This window comes from Streptomyces sp. CBMA291, assembly GCF_014596525.1.
GTDB lineage: Bacteria > Actinomycetota > Actinomycetes > Streptomycetales > Streptomycetaceae > Streptomyces.
Window position 1 is genome coordinate 14,546 of record NZ_MSJP01000026.1, and the last position, 18,103, is coordinate 32,648.

At 72.0% G+C, this 18,103-nt stretch carries 11 protein-coding genes and 1 CRISPR repeat array; of the genes, 8 read left to right on the forward strand and 3 right to left on the reverse strand.

Features of this window, described 5'->3' with window-relative positions; genetic code table 11:
* The first annotated feature begins 256 nt into the window (after window positions 1–256).
* The 7 genes from casA (at window position 257) to cas2e (ending at window position 10,492) form a co-directional block, all read left to right on the forward strand.
* Window positions 257–5,029: a type I-E CRISPR-associated protein Cse1/CasA gene (casA, locus tag BU197_RS07265; protein WP_188267384.1), complete on the forward strand. Its 4,773-nt coding sequence runs from the start codon at window positions 257–259 to the stop codon at window positions 5,027–5,029.
* A gap of 253 nt (window positions 5,030–5,282) precedes the next feature.
* Complete coding sequence (gene casB / locus BU197_RS07270) at window positions 5,283–6,158, forward strand: type I-E CRISPR-associated protein Cse2/CasB (RefSeq protein WP_188267385.1); 876 nt, start codon at window positions 5,283–5,285, stop codon at window positions 6,156–6,158.
* 93 nt (window positions 6,159–6,251) lie between these two features.
* Window positions 6,252–7,445 (forward strand): type I-E CRISPR-associated protein Cas7/Cse4/CasC, encoded by a 1,194-nt coding sequence (gene cas7e, locus BU197_RS07275; protein WP_188267386.1) that lies wholly within the window; start codon window positions 6,252–6,254, stop codon window positions 7,443–7,445.
* Entirely contained in the window at window positions 7,442–8,389 is a 948-nt protein-coding gene (cas5e, locus tag BU197_RS07280; RefSeq protein WP_188267387.1) for a type I-E CRISPR-associated protein Cas5/CasD, read from the forward strand. The genes cas7e and cas5e overlap by 4 nt, the downstream gene beginning before the upstream one ends.
* 8 nt (window positions 8,390–8,397) lie before the next feature.
* The gene (cas6e, locus tag BU197_RS07285; protein WP_188267388.1) at window positions 8,398–9,171 is read left to right on the forward strand and encodes a type I-E CRISPR-associated protein Cas6/Cse3/CasE; all 774 of its coding nucleotides are present in this window, start codon (window positions 8,398–8,400) and stop codon (window positions 9,169–9,171) included.
* 5 nt (window positions 9,172–9,176) lie between these two features.
* Entirely contained in the window at window positions 9,177–10,130 is a 954-nt protein-coding gene (cas1e, locus tag BU197_RS07290) for a type I-E CRISPR-associated endonuclease Cas1e (RefSeq protein ID WP_188267389.1), read from the forward strand.
* A complete protein-coding gene (gene cas2e, locus BU197_RS07295; RefSeq protein ID WP_188267390.1) occupies window positions 10,127–10,492 on the forward strand; it encodes a type I-E CRISPR-associated endoribonuclease Cas2e in 366 nt (121 codons plus the stop codon). The genes cas1e and cas2e overlap by 4 nt, the downstream gene beginning before the upstream one ends.
* Window positions 10,493–10,584: 92 nt before the next feature.
* Window positions 10,585–13,982: direct repeats of the CRISPR family, unit length 29 nt; unit sequence GTGGTCCCCGCGCATGCGGGGGTGGTCCC.
* A 130-nt stretch (window positions 13,983–14,112) separates the two neighbouring features.
* Here the strand turns inward: cas2e and BU197_RS07300 are convergent.
* The 3 genes from BU197_RS07300 to BU197_RS07310 form a co-directional block, all read right to left on the reverse strand.
* On the reverse strand, window positions 14,113–14,703 hold the full coding sequence (locus tag BU197_RS07300; protein ID WP_188267391.1) for a lytic polysaccharide monooxygenase: 591 nt from the start codon (window positions 14,701–14,703) through the stop codon (window positions 14,113–14,115).
* Between the two features lie 259 nt (window positions 14,704–14,962).
* Complete coding sequence (gene opcA, locus BU197_RS07305) at window positions 14,963–15,874, reverse strand: glucose-6-phosphate dehydrogenase assembly protein OpcA (RefSeq protein WP_188267392.1); 912 nt, start codon at window positions 15,872–15,874, stop codon at window positions 14,963–14,965.
* A gap of 85 nt (window positions 15,875–15,959) precedes the next feature.
* The gene (locus tag BU197_RS07310; RefSeq protein ID WP_188267393.1) at window positions 15,960–16,499 is read right to left on the reverse strand and encodes a DoxX family membrane protein; all 540 of its coding nucleotides are present in this window, start codon (window positions 16,497–16,499) and stop codon (window positions 15,960–15,962) included.
* A gap of 190 nt (window positions 16,500–16,689) precedes the next feature.
* Here BU197_RS07310 and BU197_RS07315 point away from each other — a divergent pair, with 190 nt between their 5' ends.
* The gene (locus BU197_RS07315; RefSeq protein ID WP_188267394.1) at window positions 16,690–18,066 is read left to right on the forward strand and encodes a dipeptidase; all 1,377 of its coding nucleotides are present in this window, start codon (window positions 16,690–16,692) and stop codon (window positions 18,064–18,066) included.
* The last annotated feature ends 37 nt before the right edge of the window (window positions 18,067–18,103 follow it).

Below are 18,103 nucleotides of genomic sequence, written 5' to 3' on the forward strand. Positions count from 1 at the left end.
TTTACAACGGGGGTCGGGAAGGGGGGGATGGGAAGGGCCCCGAGGAGGGGCTGCTGCACCGACTGCGAGGCGGGCGCCGGAAGGGAGCCGCTCCGGACCACCGCGCTCTGGGGACTGCCGGACAGAGGGCGGGGTCTGGGCTATGTTCTCGTGCGGATCAACGAGGCGAATCCCGCACGTGCGGGGCACCCCCTCCCTCGACACCCCACCCTCATCCACCCCTTGGCCACCACAAGCCCCCGGGGAACACCTGTCCATGAACCCTCACCCCTCCGACTCTTCCGCCCCATCCCTCCTCCCCTCCACCCTCTCCGCTCCCGCCAGATCCGCCTGGGCCAAGCACGACCACGACAGCGGCGGGTGGTTGCCGCTCTGGAGGCACCTTGCGGACGCCGGAGCCATGGGTGGGAAGTTGTGGGACGACTGGCTTCCGCGGTCCGTGAAGCGGCTCGTCTCGGAGTCGTTTCCTGGAGGGGAGGACGAGGCCCGGCGCGTCATCCGGTTTCTCGCGGCTTCCCACGATGCGGGAAAGTGCACACCTTCCTTCGCCTGCCAGGTCGAACCACTCGCCGGGCCGATGCGTGACCAGGGTCTGGAGATGCTCACCCTCAAGGAGTACGGGCAGGAACGGCGGTTGGCCCCGCATGGGCTGGCGGGGCAGGTCATCCTCCAGGACTGGATGCGGGACCGGTTCGGTCTTGGGGCACGGGCCTCGGGGCAGTTGGCCGTGGTCGCGGGCGGGCATCACGGCGTACCGCCGGAGAGCAGGCAGATACACGACCTGCAACTCCGGCCCCATCTCCTGCGGCACACCGGCCCGAGCGAAGAGGTCTGGCGAAGGACGCAGTACGAATTGCTCGACTGGTGTGCCGAACTCACGGACGTCACAGATGACTTGTCATCCTTCGGGAAAGTGCGGCTGCCGCAGCCCGTGCAGGTTCTCATGACCGCCGTGGTGATCCTCGCGGACTGGATCGCCAGCGCCCCGGAGCTTTTCCCGTACGCGTCCGAGTCGTGGCAGCCGGAAGGGCCGCGGGGCGAGGCGCGCAGGCTCAGGGCCGCCTGGAAGGGTCTGGAGCTGACGGAGCCCTGGCAGCCCGAGCAATCTGGCCTTGCCCCCGAGGAGTTGTTCGCGCGGCGCTTCCCGCATCTGGCGGGCACCGGGCTGCGGCCGGTCCAGTCGGAGGCGGTCCGGCTCGCGGGCGAGATGGAGCCACAGGGCCTGCTGATCATCGAGGCGCCGATGGGCGAAGGGAAGACGGAGGCCGCGCTGGCGGCGGCGGAGGTCCTTGCGGCCAGGTCGGGGGCCGGTGGACTGTTGCTGGCGCTTCCGACGCGGGCGACCGGCGACGCGATGTTCGGCCGGCTCCTTTCCTGGCTGGAGGCGCTGCCGAGGGACGGATCGCGGTCGTGGTCGGTGGTACTGGCCCATGCGAAGGCGGTGCTACAGAGCGAGTGGGCCGGGCTGCTCAGGGCCGGGAGCCGGGCGATCACGGCGGTGGACCCGGACGCCGACGAACGCGGCCCGGTCCGCAGGGGCCGACGCCCTTCCGGTCTCCATGCCCACCAGTGGCTGCGGGGCAGGAAGAAGCAACTGCTCGCCTCCTTCGCCGTGGGGACGGTCGACCAGGTCCTGTTCTCGGCACTGAAGAGCCGTCACCTGGCGCTGCGGCACCTCGCGGTCGCGGGAAAGGTCGTGGTGATCGACGAGGTCCACGCCTACGACGCGTACATGAACCGCTATCTGGACCGCGCCCTGGAGTGGCTGGCCGCCTACCGCGTGCCGGTGGTGCTCCTGTCCGCGACCCTCCCCGCCGCCCGCAGACACGCCCTCGCCACCGCGTACGCGGGAGCGGAGGGAGCGGCCGACGTGGAGACCGACGAAGCCGCGTATCCGCTCCTCACCGCCGTCTCGCCGGGCCGACGGGCCCTGAGCGCCCGGCCGGCGGCCGCCTCGGGGCGGGGTGTGGAGGTCGTGGTGGAGCGGTTGGACGACGACCCCGCCGTCCTCGCGGATCGGCTGGAGGCCGAACTGGCGGACGGTGGTTGCGCGCTCGTCGTACGGAACACGGTGGCGCGGGTCATGGAAGTCGCCGACGTCCTGCGGAAGCGGTTCGGGGACGACATGGTCACCGTGACGCACTCCCGTTTCCTCGCGGCCGACCGCGCGAGCAACGACGCCCGATTGGTGAGCCGTTTCGGCCCCGGGGGTCGGCGCCCGGAGCGGCATGTGGTGGTGGCGAGCCAGGTCGTGGAGCAGTCGCTGGACGTGAACTTCGATCTGCTGGTGACCGATCTGGCACCCGTCGACCTCGTACTCCAACGTATGGGACGGCTGCATCGCCACGCCACGCCCCGACCGTCCCGCCTGGCCACCCCCAGATGCCTGATCACCGGTGTCTCCGACTGGGGCGCCTCGCCCCCGCGACCGGTGAAGGGGTCCAGGGCGGTGTACCGGGGAGACTGGACCCTGCTGCGGGCGCTGGCGGTGCTCGGACCGCATCTCGACGGGACGCCGTTGCGGTTGCCCGGGGACATCAGCCCGCTGGTGCAGAGGGCTTACGGCGACGCACCGGTCGGGCCGCCGGGGTGGGCCGGGGAGCTGGCGGCGGCCGGGCAACGGCACCGTGACCTGCTGAAGTCCAAGCGGGACCGGGCGGACGGCTTCCTGCTGGGGCCGGTGCGACCGGCGGGAAGGCCGGTCTACGGGTGGCTGGAGGCGCACGCGGGGGACGCGGACGACAGCCCCGAGGGACGCGCGCAGGTCCGGGACTCGCAGGATTCGCTGGAGGTGCTCGTCGTCCAGCGGACGGCGGACGGTCGGCTGACCACCGTGCCCTGGCTCGAAGGCGGGAGGGGTGGAATGGAGCTGCCGACGGCTTCCCCTCCGAGCCGGCGGGCTTCCGAGGCCGTGGCGGCGAGCGCGCTCACCTTGCCGGGACGTTTCAGTCATCCGGGTGTGATCGACCGCACCATCTCCGAGCTGGAGCGTTCCCTGATCCTGGCATGGCAGGTGAAGGAGTGTCCGTGGCTGGCGGGGGAGCTTCTTCTGATTCTCGACGCCCGTTGTCAGACCCGTCTGGCAGGCTACGAGTTGAGCTACAGCCCGGTCGACGGGCTGCGGTTCGCCGAGCCCGGCGCGCCCGCGTCCGGGGGAGGCGGCACGGACGGCGAGAAAGGGCATGCCCATGCGGCCGAAGCACGACAGCGGTCATCGGGAGCACCGGGGTCCTCGGGAAGCGGATCCGGTGAGCGGGTTACGGCCTCCGGGGCGCAACCCGGTGAAAAGGGCGATGAGGTCGGCGCGTCGGTGGCCGAGGTGAGCGCCTTGGCCGCCGAGGAAGAGCGGGATACGACGGTCACCGCTCCCCCTGCGTTCGATCTCGCCCGCGATCCGTGGATTCCGGCGCAGCGGACCGGTGACGGCGAGGTCGTGGACCTTTCCCTGCGGGATGTCTTCGCGCACGCCGGTGCGTTACGAGGGATCGTCGGGGACGTACCGACCCAGGACTTCGCCCTGTTGCGGCTGGCGCTGGCCGTCCTCCACGACGCTCTGGGAGGACCTGCGGACCTCGACGACTGGGTGGACCTCTGGGAGGAGGACGATCCCTTCGCCAAGGCCGTGGAGTACCTGGACCGTCATGCCGAGCGTTTCGGGCTGCTGGACGAGAAGAGGCCGTTCTTCCAGGTGCCCGGCCTTCGGACGGAGAAGGGCGACGTGGCTTCGCTGGGTCGGATCGTCGCCGACGTGCCGACCGGTTCGGCCCTGTTCTCCATGCGGCGCCCCGAGGTACGGCGGATCTCCTTCGCGGAGGCGGCCCGCTGGCTGGTGCACGCGCACGCCTTCGACGTGTCCGGCATCAAACCCGCGATGCGCGACGACCCTCGGGGCAAAGCGGGCAAGGTCTACCCGCTCGGCGTGGGCGCGCTCGGCGGGCTCGGGGGCGTCTTCGCGGAAGGCGCGACCCTGCGGGAGACCCTGCTGCTCAACCTGATCCCGTTCGAGTACGCGTACGGGGGCAGTGGCTTCGCCGACACCATCGAGGAGGACCTGCCCGTCTGGCGCCGCGAGAAGCCTCACGGCCCCGGCCCCCGGGGAACGGAGGGCGGCGGCCCGCACCCTGTGGGGCTGCGGGATCTCTACACCTGGCAGTCGCGCCGGATTCGGCTGGTGGCGGACGGCACGGGGGTGACCGGGGTCGTCCTCGGCTACGGCGACCCGCTCCTCCAGGAGTCCCCCTGGCTCCTTGAACCGATGAGCGCCTGGCGTCGCAGCGCGTTCCAGGAGAAGAAACGGCAGCGCCCGGTCTACTACACACCACAGCGGCACGACCCGCGCCGTTCGGCGTGGCGGGGGCTGGGGGCCCTGCTGCCCGCGACGAGCGACACGGAGGCCGTGGGCGCACGCGGCCCTCGCGAGGAACTCCCGCCCGGCGTCGTGCGCTGGCTCGTCGAAGCGGTCACCGAAGCCGGTATCACCCCCGACACCCTGGTCCGGCTGCGCACGGTGGGAATGGAGTACGGCACCCAGCAGTCGGTCGTCGACGAGATCGCGGCGGATGCCGTGGTGCTTCCGGTGATCGCGCTCCACGCCCGCAACCCGGCCTTCGGAGCCGCGGCCGTCGACGCCGTCGACGACGCCCATCAGGCGGTGCGGGCGCTGGCGCGCCTCGCCGCGAACCTGGTCCGTGCGGCGGGCGGAAGCCAGACGGACGCGGCGGCCGAGACGGCCCGCGACCTCGGATTCGGCGCCTTGGACGGCCCGTACCGCGCCTGGCTGCGGCAGCTGACACGGCACCACGACTTGCGGGCGGCCCGACAGGACTGGCGGGAGACCGTGCGCGGGCTCGTCCTGCGGCTGGCCCGGCAGGAGATCCGGGGCGCGGGTCCTGCGGCCGCGGAAGGCCGGATGGTGGACCTTCCGGGCGGGCAGGGCCCCACGTTGCTCGACGCGGGCCGGGCGGAGCTGTGGTTCGCCGCCAGTCTGCGGAAGGTACTGGGCGCACCGGACAGACAACCGCCCGGGTGACCGGCGATCCGCCCTGAGGCCCTGGAGGGTCTTCCCCGCTCCCCTGCCGGGTGCTGAGGCGCTCCCCCCGTACCGGACACCGCCCCTACCCGTAACCCGTATCGAACACCGCCCTCCACCCGTATCCGCTCCAGCCGTCCGGCCTCGCCCGGGTCACGGCCTTCCGTCTCGCTCCGCCGTCGCCGAGGCCGGTCGTTCCCGGCACGGCCCCCGGCGGTCCGTTCCCTTTTTCCTCGCTCCAGGAGAACGATCCATGGCATCGCACACCACGGCCCCGCCGCCGCCCGGCGATCCGGCCCGCCCGCTGCCCCCGCTACCCGGGCGCGCCGTCTCCCGAGTGGTGGGAAAGCTCCAGGCCGGGTACCAGGAGGACGACTCCTGGGCCGTCTCCTCCGTGGCGCGGCTCCGCCGTGAGGCGGGCAAGGACGCCCATCTCTCCCCCTCCGCCTGGGGACTCGATCATCTGGAGACGCTGGCGTACCTCCGGGAGGAACGGCAGATGCGGGAGGAGGAGGCTCGCGGACCCGGCCTCGTGGACGCGGCTCTCCTCTCCTCCCCGGGCTACCGCGCCCGGGAGATCCAGGAGCAGCGAGAGGACACGGCGGTCCACTTGGCCGTGACGCTGTGGGCGCTGCACCAGCAGTCGCTGAGGAACGATGCCATGCACCGCCGTGGGTGGCCCCTCGGCCGGGCGGTACGGCGTCTCGCCACGGGGGGTACGGGCGCTCAGGACGCGCCGTCCTCGAAGAGCACGTCGGGCGGAAGTCCGAGCACCGGCCCGGAGGCTCAGGGGACCGAGGAGATCAGCGAGACCGTACGGCGCCGATTCGTACGGGTCGGCAGCGCGTCGGACGTCGATGTCCTGGCGACCCGGCTCCGGGAACTGGTCCTGCTCCTTCGCTCGGCGCGCATCCCGCTGGACTACGCGCTGCTCGCGGACCAGTTGCTGCGCTGGCAGGACGAGGAACGGCGGGACACGGTGCGCCGGACGTGGGGCCGCGACTTCCACCGTCGCTACCGATCGGCCGCCGAGGCTTCCGGGGACGTCGAGGACGGCACCGCAGGTCCCTCGGAGCTGCGGGGTGACGACGAGGCTCCGGACATGGAGGAGTTCGACGGCGATTCATAAGACCGGCACCCGACCGCACCCCACCCTCGCCCACCTTGCCTGCCTGCCTGCCTGCCTGCCTGCCTGCCTGCCGACAAGAGAACGGAAACACTCGTGACCCGCACCATCCTCGACATCCACATCTTGCAGAACGTGCCGCCCAGCAATATGAACCGCGACGAGACCGGCACGCCGAAGTCCGCCTACTACGGCGGAGTCCGCAGGGCCCGGGTCTCCAGTCAGGCGTGGAAGCGCGCCACCCGGAAGCGGTTCGAGGAGCTGCTTCCGCCGGAGGAGCTGGGCGTACGGACGAAGAAGGTCGTGGAGGCGCTGGCACAGCGCATCACCGCACGTGAGCCCGATTTCTCCGGCGATGCCGTGAAGCTGGCGGAGATCGCGCTGAAGTCCGCCACCGGTTCGTCGTTCGAGGTTCCCAAGCGCAAGTCGAAGAACGACGACGAAGGTACGGCGGTCGCCGAGGCGAAGTACCTCATGTTCCTCAGCCGCCGCCAACTCGACGCCTTGGCCGAGCTGACGGTGGAGGCGAGCGGCGGTGGAGACACCGCGACGCTGGAGAAGGCCCTGAAAGGCAAGGAGCTGAAGGCACTCGCCCGGAGCACGGTCGACACCCGGCACTCGATCGACATCGCCCTCTTCGGGCGGATGGTGGCCGACGCGGCCGATCTGAACGTCGACGCGGCCACCCAGGTCGCGCACGCGCTGAGTGTGCACCGCTCCGACATCGAATCGGACTACTACACGGCCGTCGACGATCTGAACGAGGATTCGGAGACCGGCGCGGGCATGATCGGCACCATCGACTTCAACTCCGCCACCCTGTACCGGTACGCGGCCGTCGACGCGAACGAGCTTCAGCGCAACCTGGGCGTCGGCCTCAAGGACGACGAATCGCCGAGTACGCCCACCGCCAAGGCGGTCGCCGCCTTCCTGGAGGCGTTCGTCACCTCACTGCCCAGCGGAAAGATCAACACCTTCGCGAACCACACCTTGCCCTCCGCCGTCATCGTCAAGATCCGCGAGCGGTGGCCCCTGAGCTTCGTGGGCGCGTTCGAAGAACCGGTCCCGAAGACGGAGAGGGGCGGGTACCTCCGGGAGAGCTGCCTCCGGCTCACGCGACACGTGAAGAGCACGGAGCGGGAGTACGGACTGGACGGCGACCGGACCTGGGTCTTCCGCGTGGGGGACGAGACGAGCGAACTGAAGGACCTCGGGACCGGGGTGACGCTGAGCGAACTCCTGGACCAGGTCCAGGACGCGGTGAGGGAGCGGCTGGAGTCCGGCGCATGACGACCCTGCTGCTGCGGCTCGCCGGTCCGCTCCAGGCATGGGGCTCTGCGGCCCGGTTCGTCCAGCGGACCACGGAGAACGCCCCCACCAAGAGCGGGGTGCTGGGTCTGCTGGCCGCCGCCCAGGGCCGACCTCGCGACGCGGACCTGTCGGATCTGGCCGCCTTGCGCTTCGGGGTCCGTATCGACCAACCGGGTTCCCGGCTGAAGGACTTCCACAAGGCGGAGAACCCCCGGACGGGGCGGGTCATGCCGCTGTCGGACCGTTACTACCTCGCCGACGCGGTCTTCGTGGCGGGAGTGGAAGGCGAGGAGGGGTTCGTCCGGAGCCTCCACGCGGCCGTGGCCGCGCCGTACTTCCTCCCGTATCTGGGCCGCCGTTCCTGCCCTCCCTCGCATCCGCTCCTCTTCGAAGGATCCCTCACCGAAAGGCCGTTGGCCGATGCCCTGCGGGAGGCGCCTTGGCAGGCGGCGCGCTGGTACCGACGACGCACGGAGCGCGCGGCTTCGGAGGGATCGCGAGGTATGGGGGGACCGCAGAGCATGGGGGGCAGCGGGGTCTTCGGGGTGAGCGGGGTATCGACGGCGGCAACCGTCCCTTCCGCCCCGGCGGCTCCCACCGGGGGAGGAACGCGGACCGGCGCGGTGGAGCTGGATCTCCTGCTCGACTGCCAGCCCGGGGAGACCCCCGACTTCTCCCTCCGGGACACCCCGCTCACCTTCGATCCACGGCACCGGCAGTACGCGGTGCGCGGCGTACGAACCGATCACATGGACGTACCCCTCGCGCACGACCCGACCGCCCACCTGCGCCCGATAACGCCGGAGCGCCCGAGGCCGACGAACACGACTTCCACGGCCACGGCCACGGCCACTGCCATCGGCTCCGGCTCCGGCTCCGGCTCCGGCTCCGGCTCCGGCCAGTCCCTCACGGATGTCTCCTAGGAACGACGATGTATCTGACCCGTTTTCCCGTCAACACAGCCCGCTCCGAGGCGCGGCGGCTTCTCGGTTCCCCGCATCGGATGCACGGCGCGGTGAACATGGCGTTCCCTCGGCCACCGGCGAGGGACGGCGAGAACCCCCGCGTCCTGTGGCGGCTCGACCAGGCCCCCGGAGACCGGCTCGACCTCCTCGTCTCCAGCCCCGACCGCCCCGATTTCGCCCATCTCGCCGAGCAGGCGGGCTGGCCGAGCCTCGGCCGGGAAGGCTGGACGACCTTCGCCTACGCCGAGTTCCTGGACGCCCTCGCCGAAGGCGACACTTGGGCCTTCCGTCTCACCGCCAACCCCGTCCACCACATCCGCCGCGCTCAGGATCCGGTCGGCGCACCGACGAAGCGGACGGCCCACCTCACGGTGCGCCATCAGATCCAGTGGCTGCTGAAGCAACAGGAGCGCGCCGGTTTCACGGTGCTACGCCGATCGGACCCGCCACTCGCGCAGATGCCGAGCCCAGTCGCCGATGCTCCACCCCCGGAAGCGGCCGAGGAGTGGGGCTACCAGGTCACCGTCCACGACCGTGCACCGGTCCAGTTCGGCAGGCCGACCCGCGACTCGTCCCGTCCTGCCGCCGCCCCCGGGGCGGATGTCCGCTTCGCGCGGGCCACGTTCGACGGGCGGCTCCGGATCACCGGCATGGCGGCTTTCCGGCGCGCACTCACTCACGGCCTGGGCAAATCGAAGGCATACGGGTGCGGACTCATGACCCTCGCTCCGGTGCGGTGAGCCGAGTGAGCACAGTCGGCAAACGAAGCCTTTCCTCGCCGCGCGAACTCACGCGAATCAGCGACCGCGTCTCCTTCCTCTACCTGGAACGGTGCACTGTCCACCGCGAGGACAACGCCATCACGGCGACGGACGCGGACGGTGTCACCCACATCCCTTCCGCCACCTTGGGCACGCTGCTGCTCGGCCCCGGGACCCGGGTCACCGACAAGGCGATGGCCCTGCTCGGGGAGAGCGGAGCCGCGGTGATCTGGGTCGGCGAGCACGGGGTGCGCTTCTACGCGGGAGGGCGGCCCCTCACCCGCTCCTCCCGCCTGCTGGAGGCGCAGGCCGGCGCGTGGGCGAACCGCAGGACCCGGGTCGAGGTGGCCCGCGCGATGTACCGCATGCGGTTCCCGGAGGAGGACCCCGCCGGCCGCACCCGTGACGAGCTGCTGCGGATGGAAGGACGGCGGGTCAAGGAGTGCTACCGCCGCGAGTCCGCCCGGACCGGGGTTCCCTGGGTCCGGCGCGTCTACCGCCTCGACGACTTCTCCGCAGGCGACGCGCCCAACCAGGGCATCACGGCCGCCGCCCAGTGCCTGTACGGGGTGGCCCATGCCGTGGTGGCGGCCCTCGGCTGCTCCCCCGGCCTCGGGTTCGTACACTCCGGGCACGAGCGCTCCTTCGTCCTGGACATCGCCGATCTCTACAAGACGGAGATCGCGATCCCCGCCGCGTTCGACGCGGCGGCGGCCGGGGAGGAGGACGTGGCCACCCGCACGCGCCGCGCGCTCCGCGACCGCATCAACAAGAGCCGCCTGCTCGAACGGTGCGCCAAGGACATCAAGGAACTTCTCCGCTACGAGGAGCAGGGGCCCTCCGGCGAAGGCGAGGACGTGGACCGGGTGGGCCTTCAAACCGACGGCGACCGTCTGCTCCCCTCCGGCCGCAACTACGGAGACGAGCCGATCTGGTGACCGTCATCGTTCTGACCAACTGCCCCACGGGCCTGCGCGGATTCCTCACGCGCTGGCTCCTGGAAATCTCCCCGGGCGTCTTCCTGGGCTCCCCGTCAGCCCGCGTACGGGACCTCCTCTGGGACGAGATCCGCACCTACTCCGGCCAGGGCCGCGCGCTCCTGGCCCACACCACCGACAACGAACAGGGCTTCACCTTCCGCACCCACTCCCACACCTGGCACCCCACGAACCACGAGGGCCTCACCCTCCTCCACCGCCCGACCCACCACACCCCGGCCGGAGAAACCCCTCCCTCCCCGCACGAGCCACCCCGCACGGGGTGGAGCAAGGCGGCCAAGCGACGGAGGTTCGGCAAGTGATGCCCCATGTGTGCGATATGGGCGTTAGGCCGGGACTTGGTAAAGCGGGTAAAATCGCTTGGCTGGGTGGGTGAATGCGCAGGTTGGGGCTTGTGGTCCCCGCGCATGCGGGGGTGGTCCCATTGGGTCGCTGACCGTCGCCGGAGGCGTGGCGTGGTCCCCGCGCATGCGGGGGTGGTCCTCCTCGGTCGCTCAACGACGAAAGACCTGTTCCGTGGTCCCCGCGCATGCGGGGGTGGTCCCCGTAGGCGGACGCCCTCCACCCGAGAGTCCGAGTGGTCCCCGCGCATGCGGGGGTGGTCCGGCGTCGCGCATCGCCGTCTCGACGGCGTCCCGGTGGTCCCCGCGCATGCGGGGGTGGTCCTCGCCGTCGCCTGCCCGCCCGGCACCCCCCTCTGTGGTCCCCGCGCATGCGGGGGTGGTCCACGCACTCGGCGTCGTGCCCGTCCCGCAGGGAGCGTGGTCCCCGCGCATGCGGGGGTGGTCCCGTCCGGTCGGCTTCGGGACGTCGGCGGCTGAGGTGGTCCCCGCGCATGCGGGGGTGGTCCCAGGTCGAGAGTTTCGAGGTCGGCCGGATTGAGGTGGTCCCCGCGCATGCGGGGGTGGTCCCCATGTCGTGCCGTACTCGATCACGCCCTCCCCGTGGTCCCCGCGCATGCGGGGGTGGTCCTCAGAAAACTCCTGCTAGAGCCCCGCACGCCTCGTGGTCCCCGCGCATGCGGGGGTGGTCCCCGCGCATGCGGGGGTGGTCCCGATCCCGGCCTTGCAGTACCGAGGCGCCCCGGGTGGTCCCCGCGCATGCGGGGGTGGTCCCCTGGCCCGGTACATCAAGGACGGCACCGTCACGTGGTCCCCGCGCATGCGGGGGTGGTCCCCGGCAGGCCGTTGGCACCGGCTGCGAAGGCCAGTGGTCCCCGCGCATGCGGGGGTGGTCCCCTTGCCGCCGCCCGCGCCGGGCTCGACTCGCTGTGGTCCCCGCGCATGCGGGGGTGGTCCCTCACCCGCAGCGGCGACCTCACCCGCGTCGGCGTGGTCCCCGCGCATGCGGGGGTGGTCCCAGTGGTCGGCTTCGACTTGGGCATCGTGCGGTGTGGTCCCCGCGCATGCGGGGGTGGTCCCTCCCGGTCGTCCCCGACCGGGTGTCCGCCGCCGGTGGTCCCCGCGCATGCGGGGGTGGTCCTCCACGCTCCCCGCCCGGGTCGGAAAGTCAAGAGTGGTCCCCGCGCATGCGGGGGTGGTCCCTGGCAACGGGCCAACGAGGGCGCGCCGAAGGGGTGGTCCCCGCGCATGCGGGGGTGGTCCGAAGCGGGCCGGGGAGCAGTTCGGCAAGCTGCTGTGGTCCCCGCGCATGCGGGGGTGGTCCCTTCCGAATCACCTTCGACGGGGACCCAGCGGCAGTGGTCCCCGCGCATGCGGGGGTGGTCCCGTCTCCGTCCCCTGAAAATCTGAGGTACCGAGGTGGTCCCCGCGCATGCGGGGGTGGTCCCCGTTCGCGCCCCACGTGATCTCGATGGTGCGGGTGGTCCCCGCGCATGCGGGGGTGGTCCCCGTCGCCGACTCGGGCGCCGAGGCCCTCGCCGGTGGTCCCCGCGCATGCGGGGGTGGTCCCGTACATCGATCAAGACACCGGCGTCCCCTCAGGTGGTCCCCGCGCATGCGGGGGTGGTCCCGGGAAGAAGGCCCCGGCCCCGGTCGCGCGCCCGTGGTCCCCGCGCATGCGGGGGTGGTCCCAATGCGGCGTACCGCAGGAAGGCGGGCACGAGGTGATCCCCGCGCATGCGGGGGTGGTCCGTCGCAGCGCATCGTCCTGTGGCCCGCCTTCCGGTGGTCCCCGCGCATGCGGGGGTGGTCCCTCCAGCGGAGCAGGGTGACCTCGCCCTCCTTGGTGGTCCCCGCGCATGCGGGGGTGGTCCCTCCAGCGGAGCAGGGTGACCTCGCCCTCCTTGGTGGTCCCCGCGCATGCGGGGGTGGTCCCGCGGTCGGGGCGCCGTGCGACCGGCGCGACCGGTGGTCCCCGCGCATGCGGGGGTGGTCCCCGCCCGATCGCCCCGTCATCGACCCAGCTCGGGTGGTCCCCGCGCATGCGGGGGTGGTCCCTCCGCGAGGATCAGAGCGCGGTGCTCGGCCCGGTGGTCCCCGCGCATGCGGGGGTGGTCCCTGCCGCCAGCGCGCGTACGAGTGGTCCCCGCGCATGCGGGGGTGGTCCCACGGTCGGGTCACCGGTGACGATCGAGACGCCGTGGTCCCCGCGCATGCGGGGGTGGTTCCTCGGGGGCGCGGTCCGCCGTAGGCGGCTGAGGGTGGTCCCCGCGCATGCGGAGGTGGTCCCTGGTCGAGGTGGTCGTGGAACGCCCGCCCGTCGTGGTCCCCGCGCATGCGGGGGTGGTCCCGGGCCTGCCGCAACTCGCGGCAGGCCCTTTCAGTGGTCCCCGCGCATGCGGGGGTGGTCCCCAGCCGCAGCGTCTTCGCCTCGCTCGTGCCGAGTGGTCCCCGCGCATGCGGGGGTGGTCCCGGTCGCCTCGTCCATCCGTCGTACGGCCGCCTGTGGTCCCCGCGCATGCGGGGGTGGTCCCTGCTCGGCATGTCCCAGCGGCAGGTGGAGCGGGTGGTCCCCGCGCATGCGGGGGTGGTCCCCAAATCCGACCGCACCTGACCAGGCCGATCGTGTGGTCCCCGCGCATGCGGGGGTGGTCCCGAGTGAGCCGCTGAATCCCCTCTCGGAGCCGCGTGGTCCCCGCGCATGCGGGGGTGGTCCCCATGGCGGTGCCGGACTTGTTGGGGAGGCTCGCCGTGGTCCCCGCGCATGCGGGGGTGGTCCCTGTAGACCTGTATTCATTGAACAGGGAAGTGTGTGGTCCCCGCGCATGCGGGGGTGGTCCCGCCGTGGCGAGGGCGTCGAGGGTGTCGCGGTCGTGGTCCCCGCGCATGCGGAGGTGGTCCCCGTCACACCGTTTTCGGCCCGGGCGCCCTCGGGTGGTCCCCGCGCATGCGGGGGTGGTCCCGGCAGGGCGCGCATCACGCTGCGCAGCAGGAGGTGGTCCCCACGCATGCGGGGGTGGTCCCTCAAGGTGCCCGGCCGCGACCTCGGCCCACGTGTGGTCCCCGCGCATGCGGGGGTGGTCCCCTCCTGCGGATCGTGCCGGCGCTCGGTCCGGGGTGGTCCCCGCGCATGCGGGGGTGGTCCCGAGATCGACGTGCCGGAAGGCGACGTCGACCGGTGGTCCCCGCGCATGCGGGGGTGGTCCCTGGGGACAGGTCGCGGCCGCGCTCGACACCACGTGGTCCCCGCGCATCCGGGGGTGGTCCCCGGTGCAACGCCTCGTCGTCCAAGCCCGCCGAGTGGTCCCCGCGCATGCGGGGGTGGTCCTCCATCGCGGTGGCGACGGCGGCGAGCAGCTGGGTGGTCCCCGCGCATGCAGGGGTGGCCCCATTGCCGCCACCCACACCTGGTCGGGGGCGGGGTGGTCCCCGCCCATGCGGGGACGGACCCCGCCCCTACTTCACGAAGGTCCGCAGGTCCTCGTAGTCCCCGTACGTGCGAGGACGTCCCCCGCGCCACACCCCACACCCCACAGCCCCGAGCCAGTCACCCAGCCCGGGGCCATCATCCTGAGGATCCGTCAGAAGCGCACGTCCGAGCAGGCGTAGAACGCGTTGCCCGTGTCTGCGATGTTCCAGACGCCGAGGATGAGGTGGCGGCCGGTCTTCTGGGGGAGGACGCCCGTGTGGGTGACCGTGGCGCCGGGCTGGCGGCCTCCGAAGGGGACCGTCAGGAAGGGCTGCGGGTCCAGGTCGGCCCTGGTCAGGGGCTTGGTGGGGTCCCAGCCGTCCTTGGTGATGTAGTAGCGGAAGTCAGTGGTGGCGTGGCGCGCGCTGATCCGCCAGAGGAAGGTGTGGTTGGCCCCGGCGGTCAGGCTGGTGGCCGGCCAGTTTCCGCCGCGCGGGTCGTCCAGCTCGGAGAAGCGTCCGACGCCGCCCGAGCAGATGTGCCCGTCGGCCGGGCCGCGCGTGGGGAATCCCTTGTCGCCTTCCACGCTCGGCGGCTCCCACTGGATCTGTCCACAGTTCCGCACGGTGCCATTGCCGCAGAGCTGCTGACGGCTGACCGGCGAGTCGGTGTAGCCGTGCCCCTGGGCGGTTCCGCTGGTGGCGAGCAAGGCCGATCCGGCGACGCCGAGGCCGAGAAGTAAGGAGGTGAGCTTCTTACGCATGTGCACTCCCATGGTCCGAGGTTGCGGGTGGGGGCGGACGCACACCTCCGACGCACTGCCGAGGCAGCACGGAGGATCCGGAGGGCGTACATCCGACGCGGTCTAGACCAAGTCTGAGACTAGCCCTCTCAATTGAGCATGTCCATACCAATGGCGTTTGCCGGGAGCAGGCATGCGTGGGTCAAGTCGCCGCCACACAGTGGGAGTTGGAGTTTCATGAAGGTGCTTCCCGAGGGCTTGGACCTCGTACTTCGGGTCGTCAGACCCGTCCGCGCAGCGCCGCCGCGTACGCCTCGTCCGGGTCCAGACGGCGCAGTTCCTCGGCGATCAGTTCGGCGGTGGTCCGCACCTTCAAGGCCAGGACGCGGCTCGGCTGGCCGGGGATCGCGAGCCTGGCCACCGGCCCCTCGGGGCGGTCGATGCGGATCTCTCCGTCGGCGGTGCCCATGCGGACGGCGGTGACGACGGGGCCGTCCGTGATGATCCGCTCGACGGGGACGCCGAGCCGGACTTCGAACCAGCGGGCGAGGAGTTCGGCGCTCGGGTTCTCCGCCTCGCTCTCGACGGCGGCGGATACGACGGTCAGCGACGCCTGGTCGAGCGCGGCGGCCAGCATCGAACGCCAGGGGGTGAGCCGCGTCCAGGCGAGGTCGGTGTCGCCGGGGGCGTACGAGGCGGCTCGGTGTTCGAGGGCCGCGAGCGGGTCCTCGACCGCGTACATGTCGGTGATCCGCCGCTGCGCGAGCGAGCCGAGGGGGTCCCTGGACGGCACGTCGGGCGCGTCCACGGGCCACCAGACGACGACGGGCGCGTCCGGCAGGAGCAGCGGGAGGACCACGGAGTCGGCGCGGGTGCCGAGTTCGCCGTAGAGCCTGAGCACGACCGTCTCACCCGATCCGGCGTCGGTACCGAGGCGTACCTCCGCGTCGAGCCGGGTCTCATGCCGCTCGCGGGGCGTACGGGCGTGCCGCTTGACGACGACGAGGGTGCGGGAGGGGTGCTCCCTGGAGGCGTCGTTGGCGGCCTTGACCGCGTCGTAGGCGTTCTCCTCGTCCGTGACGACGACGAGGGTGAGCACGGCTCCGACGGCGGGTGTGCCGACGGCTCTGCGTCCTTGCAGGATCGCCTTGTTGATCTTGCTGGAGTTGGTGTCCGTCAGGTCGATCTTCATGCGCGGCGGCCGTCCCTTCCTCTGCGGCGAGCCTAACGCCCCCGCGGGCCCTCCGCCGTCGCTCCTTCCTCTTCGTCCCCGCGCGTCACACGGATTCGGGTTCCTGCTCCTGCCGTCCTGCGGCGGCCCGGTCGGCGCGGCGGCCGACGACGGCGACGACGCCCAGGGCCGTGCCGACGAAGGCGCTCGCGACGACCCAGGGGCGGTCGACGACGTAGCAGGTGGCGTGGTCGAGGGAGTAACGGCCGGCGCCGATGAGCCCGATCGCGGCGGCGGCGAAGCCGAGGAAGGCGGGGTATTCGTAGCCGCCGCCCTGGGCGAAGAAGCCGGCCGGGGCGTGCACGGCGACGGCTCCGGCCATCGCTCCGGCCGCCGCCGCTCCGGCCACCGGGGTGGCGAGCCCGAGGGCGAGCAGGGCGCCGCCGCCCGCCTCGCCGAGCCCCGCGGCGAGTGCGCTCTCCCGGCCCGGGTGGAAGCCCATGGCCTCCATCGCGTGGGTGGTGCCCTCGATGCCTCCTCCGCCGAACCAGCCGAAGAGTTTCTGTGTGCCGTGCGCGGCGAGCACGGCGCCGGTGCCGACCCGCAGGACGAGCAGTCCGAGATCGCGTCGGTTGAGGTGACCCATGGTTTTCTCCAGGTGCGGGAGGCGGGCGTATGCCGTCCACTGTGGTCGCCCGTCGTGGACCTCGCCGCCCGAAGGCCTTACCCGTTGCTCCGGATGAGTCACCTTTTGCAACACTTGTCCCCGAGTGCTTGGGTGGGAGGGCCGTCCTCGTCGCGGGCACCGCGCACCGGCTCCAGGGAAGTGGGTACGCATGACCGCCGAGTCCAGCCCGACCACGGCCCTGCGGGAGAAGGTGCGGGCGCTGATGCCCCGGGCGAAGGAGGATCTGACGGAGCTGGTCGCGATGCGTTCCGTCGCCGATCCGCGCCAGTTCCCGCCGGAGGAGTGCGCCAAGGCGGCCGACTTCCTCGTCCGGGCCTTCACCGATGCGGGACTCCGGGACATGCGGCGGGTGACCACCCCGGACGGCACGGACGCCGTCGTCGGGCACGCGCCGGGCCCCGAGGGGGCGCCCACCGTGCTGCTGTACTGCCACTACGACGTGCAGCCGCCGCTGGACGACGCCGCCTGGCAGAGCCCGCCGTTCGAGCTGACCGAACGCCAGGGGCGCTGGTACGGGCGGGGAACCGCCGACTGCAAGGGCAATATCGCCATGCACCTCACGGCGCTGCGGGCGCTGGGCGGTCCGGACGGCCGGGGCTTCCCGGTGAACCTCAAGTTCGTCGCCGAGGGTTCGGAGGAGCAGGGGACGGGCGGTCTGGAACGGCTCGTACCGCTCCAGCCCGATCTCTTCGCCGCCGACACCCTGCTGATCTGCGACACCGGCAACTTCGCGCTGGGGCTGCCCACCGCGACCACCACCCTGCGGGGGCTCGCCAACGTCGTCGTCACCGTGTCCACCCTCAAGGGCGCCATGCACTCGGGCATGTTCGGCGGTCCGGCGCCCGACGCGCTCGCCGCGCTCGTCCGGATTCTCGACAGTCTGCGCGACGAGCACGGCAACACGGCCGTGAAGGGGCTGCCCGGAGACGGCGTCTGGGACGGCGTGGACTACCCGGCCGAGCAGTTCCGTACGGATGTGGGGGTGCTCGACGGCGTCTCCCTGGTCGGTACGGGGTCGGTGGCCGACGAGCTGTGGGCGCGGCCGGCCGTCACCGTGCTCGGCATCGACTGCCCGCCGGTGGTGGGTTCCTCTGCCGCCGTGCAGGCGAAGGTCCGGGCCAGGGTCAGTCTGCGCGTCCCGCCCGGCGTCGACGCGGAGGAGGCCCTGCGGGCCCTCACCGACCATCTCGTCTCGGCCGCTCCTTGGGGCGCCCAGGTGGAGGTGGAGCCGGAGGGCACCGGGCAGCCGTTCCGGGCCCGCACCGACGGGCCCGCCTACCGGGCGCTCGCCTCCGCCTTCCGCGAGGCGTACGGGAAGGACATGGTCGAGTCGGGGCAGGGCGGTTCGATCCCGCTGTGCAATGTGCTGGCCGCGCAGTTCCCGGACGCGGAGATCGCGCTGATCGGCGTCGAGGAGCCCGGCTGTCTCATCCACGCGCCCAACGAGAGCGTGGACCCCACGGAGATCGAGCGCATGGCGCTGACCGAGGCGATCTTCCTCGGCACCTACGCGACCCCGCTCTGACCGGCCCCCTTGGTCCGTCGCTACCCCCGCCCCATCG

Excerpts from the sequence above, each read along its gene's own strand:
- casA (WP_188267384.1), top strand. The coding sequence starts at position 257 with ATGAACCCTCACCCCTCCGACTCTTCCGCCCCATCCCTCCTCCCCTCC.
- casB (WP_188267385.1), top strand. The coding sequence starts at position 5,283 with ATGGCATCGCACACCACGGCCCCGCCGCCGCCCGGCGATCCGGCCCGC.
- cas5e (WP_188267387.1), top strand. The coding sequence starts at position 7,442 with ATGACGACCCTGCTGCTGCGGCTCGCCGGTCCGCTCCAGGCATGGGGC.
- cas6e (WP_188267388.1), top strand. The coding sequence starts at position 8,398 with ATGTATCTGACCCGTTTTCCCGTCAACACAGCCCGCTCCGAGGCGCGG.
- BU197_RS07300 (WP_188267391.1), bottom strand. The coding sequence starts at position 14,703 with ATGCGTAAGAAGCTCACCTCCTTACTTCTCGGCCTCGGCGTCGCCGGA.
- opcA (WP_188267392.1), bottom strand. The coding sequence starts at position 15,874 with ATGAAGATCGACCTGACGGACACCAACTCCAGCAAGATCAACAAGGCG.
- BU197_RS07310 (WP_188267393.1), bottom strand. The coding sequence starts at position 16,499 with ATGGGTCACCTCAACCGACGCGATCTCGGACTGCTCGTCCTGCGGGTC.
- BU197_RS07315 (WP_188267394.1), top strand. The coding sequence starts at position 16,690 with ATGACCGCCGAGTCCAGCCCGACCACGGCCCTGCGGGAGAAGGTGCGG.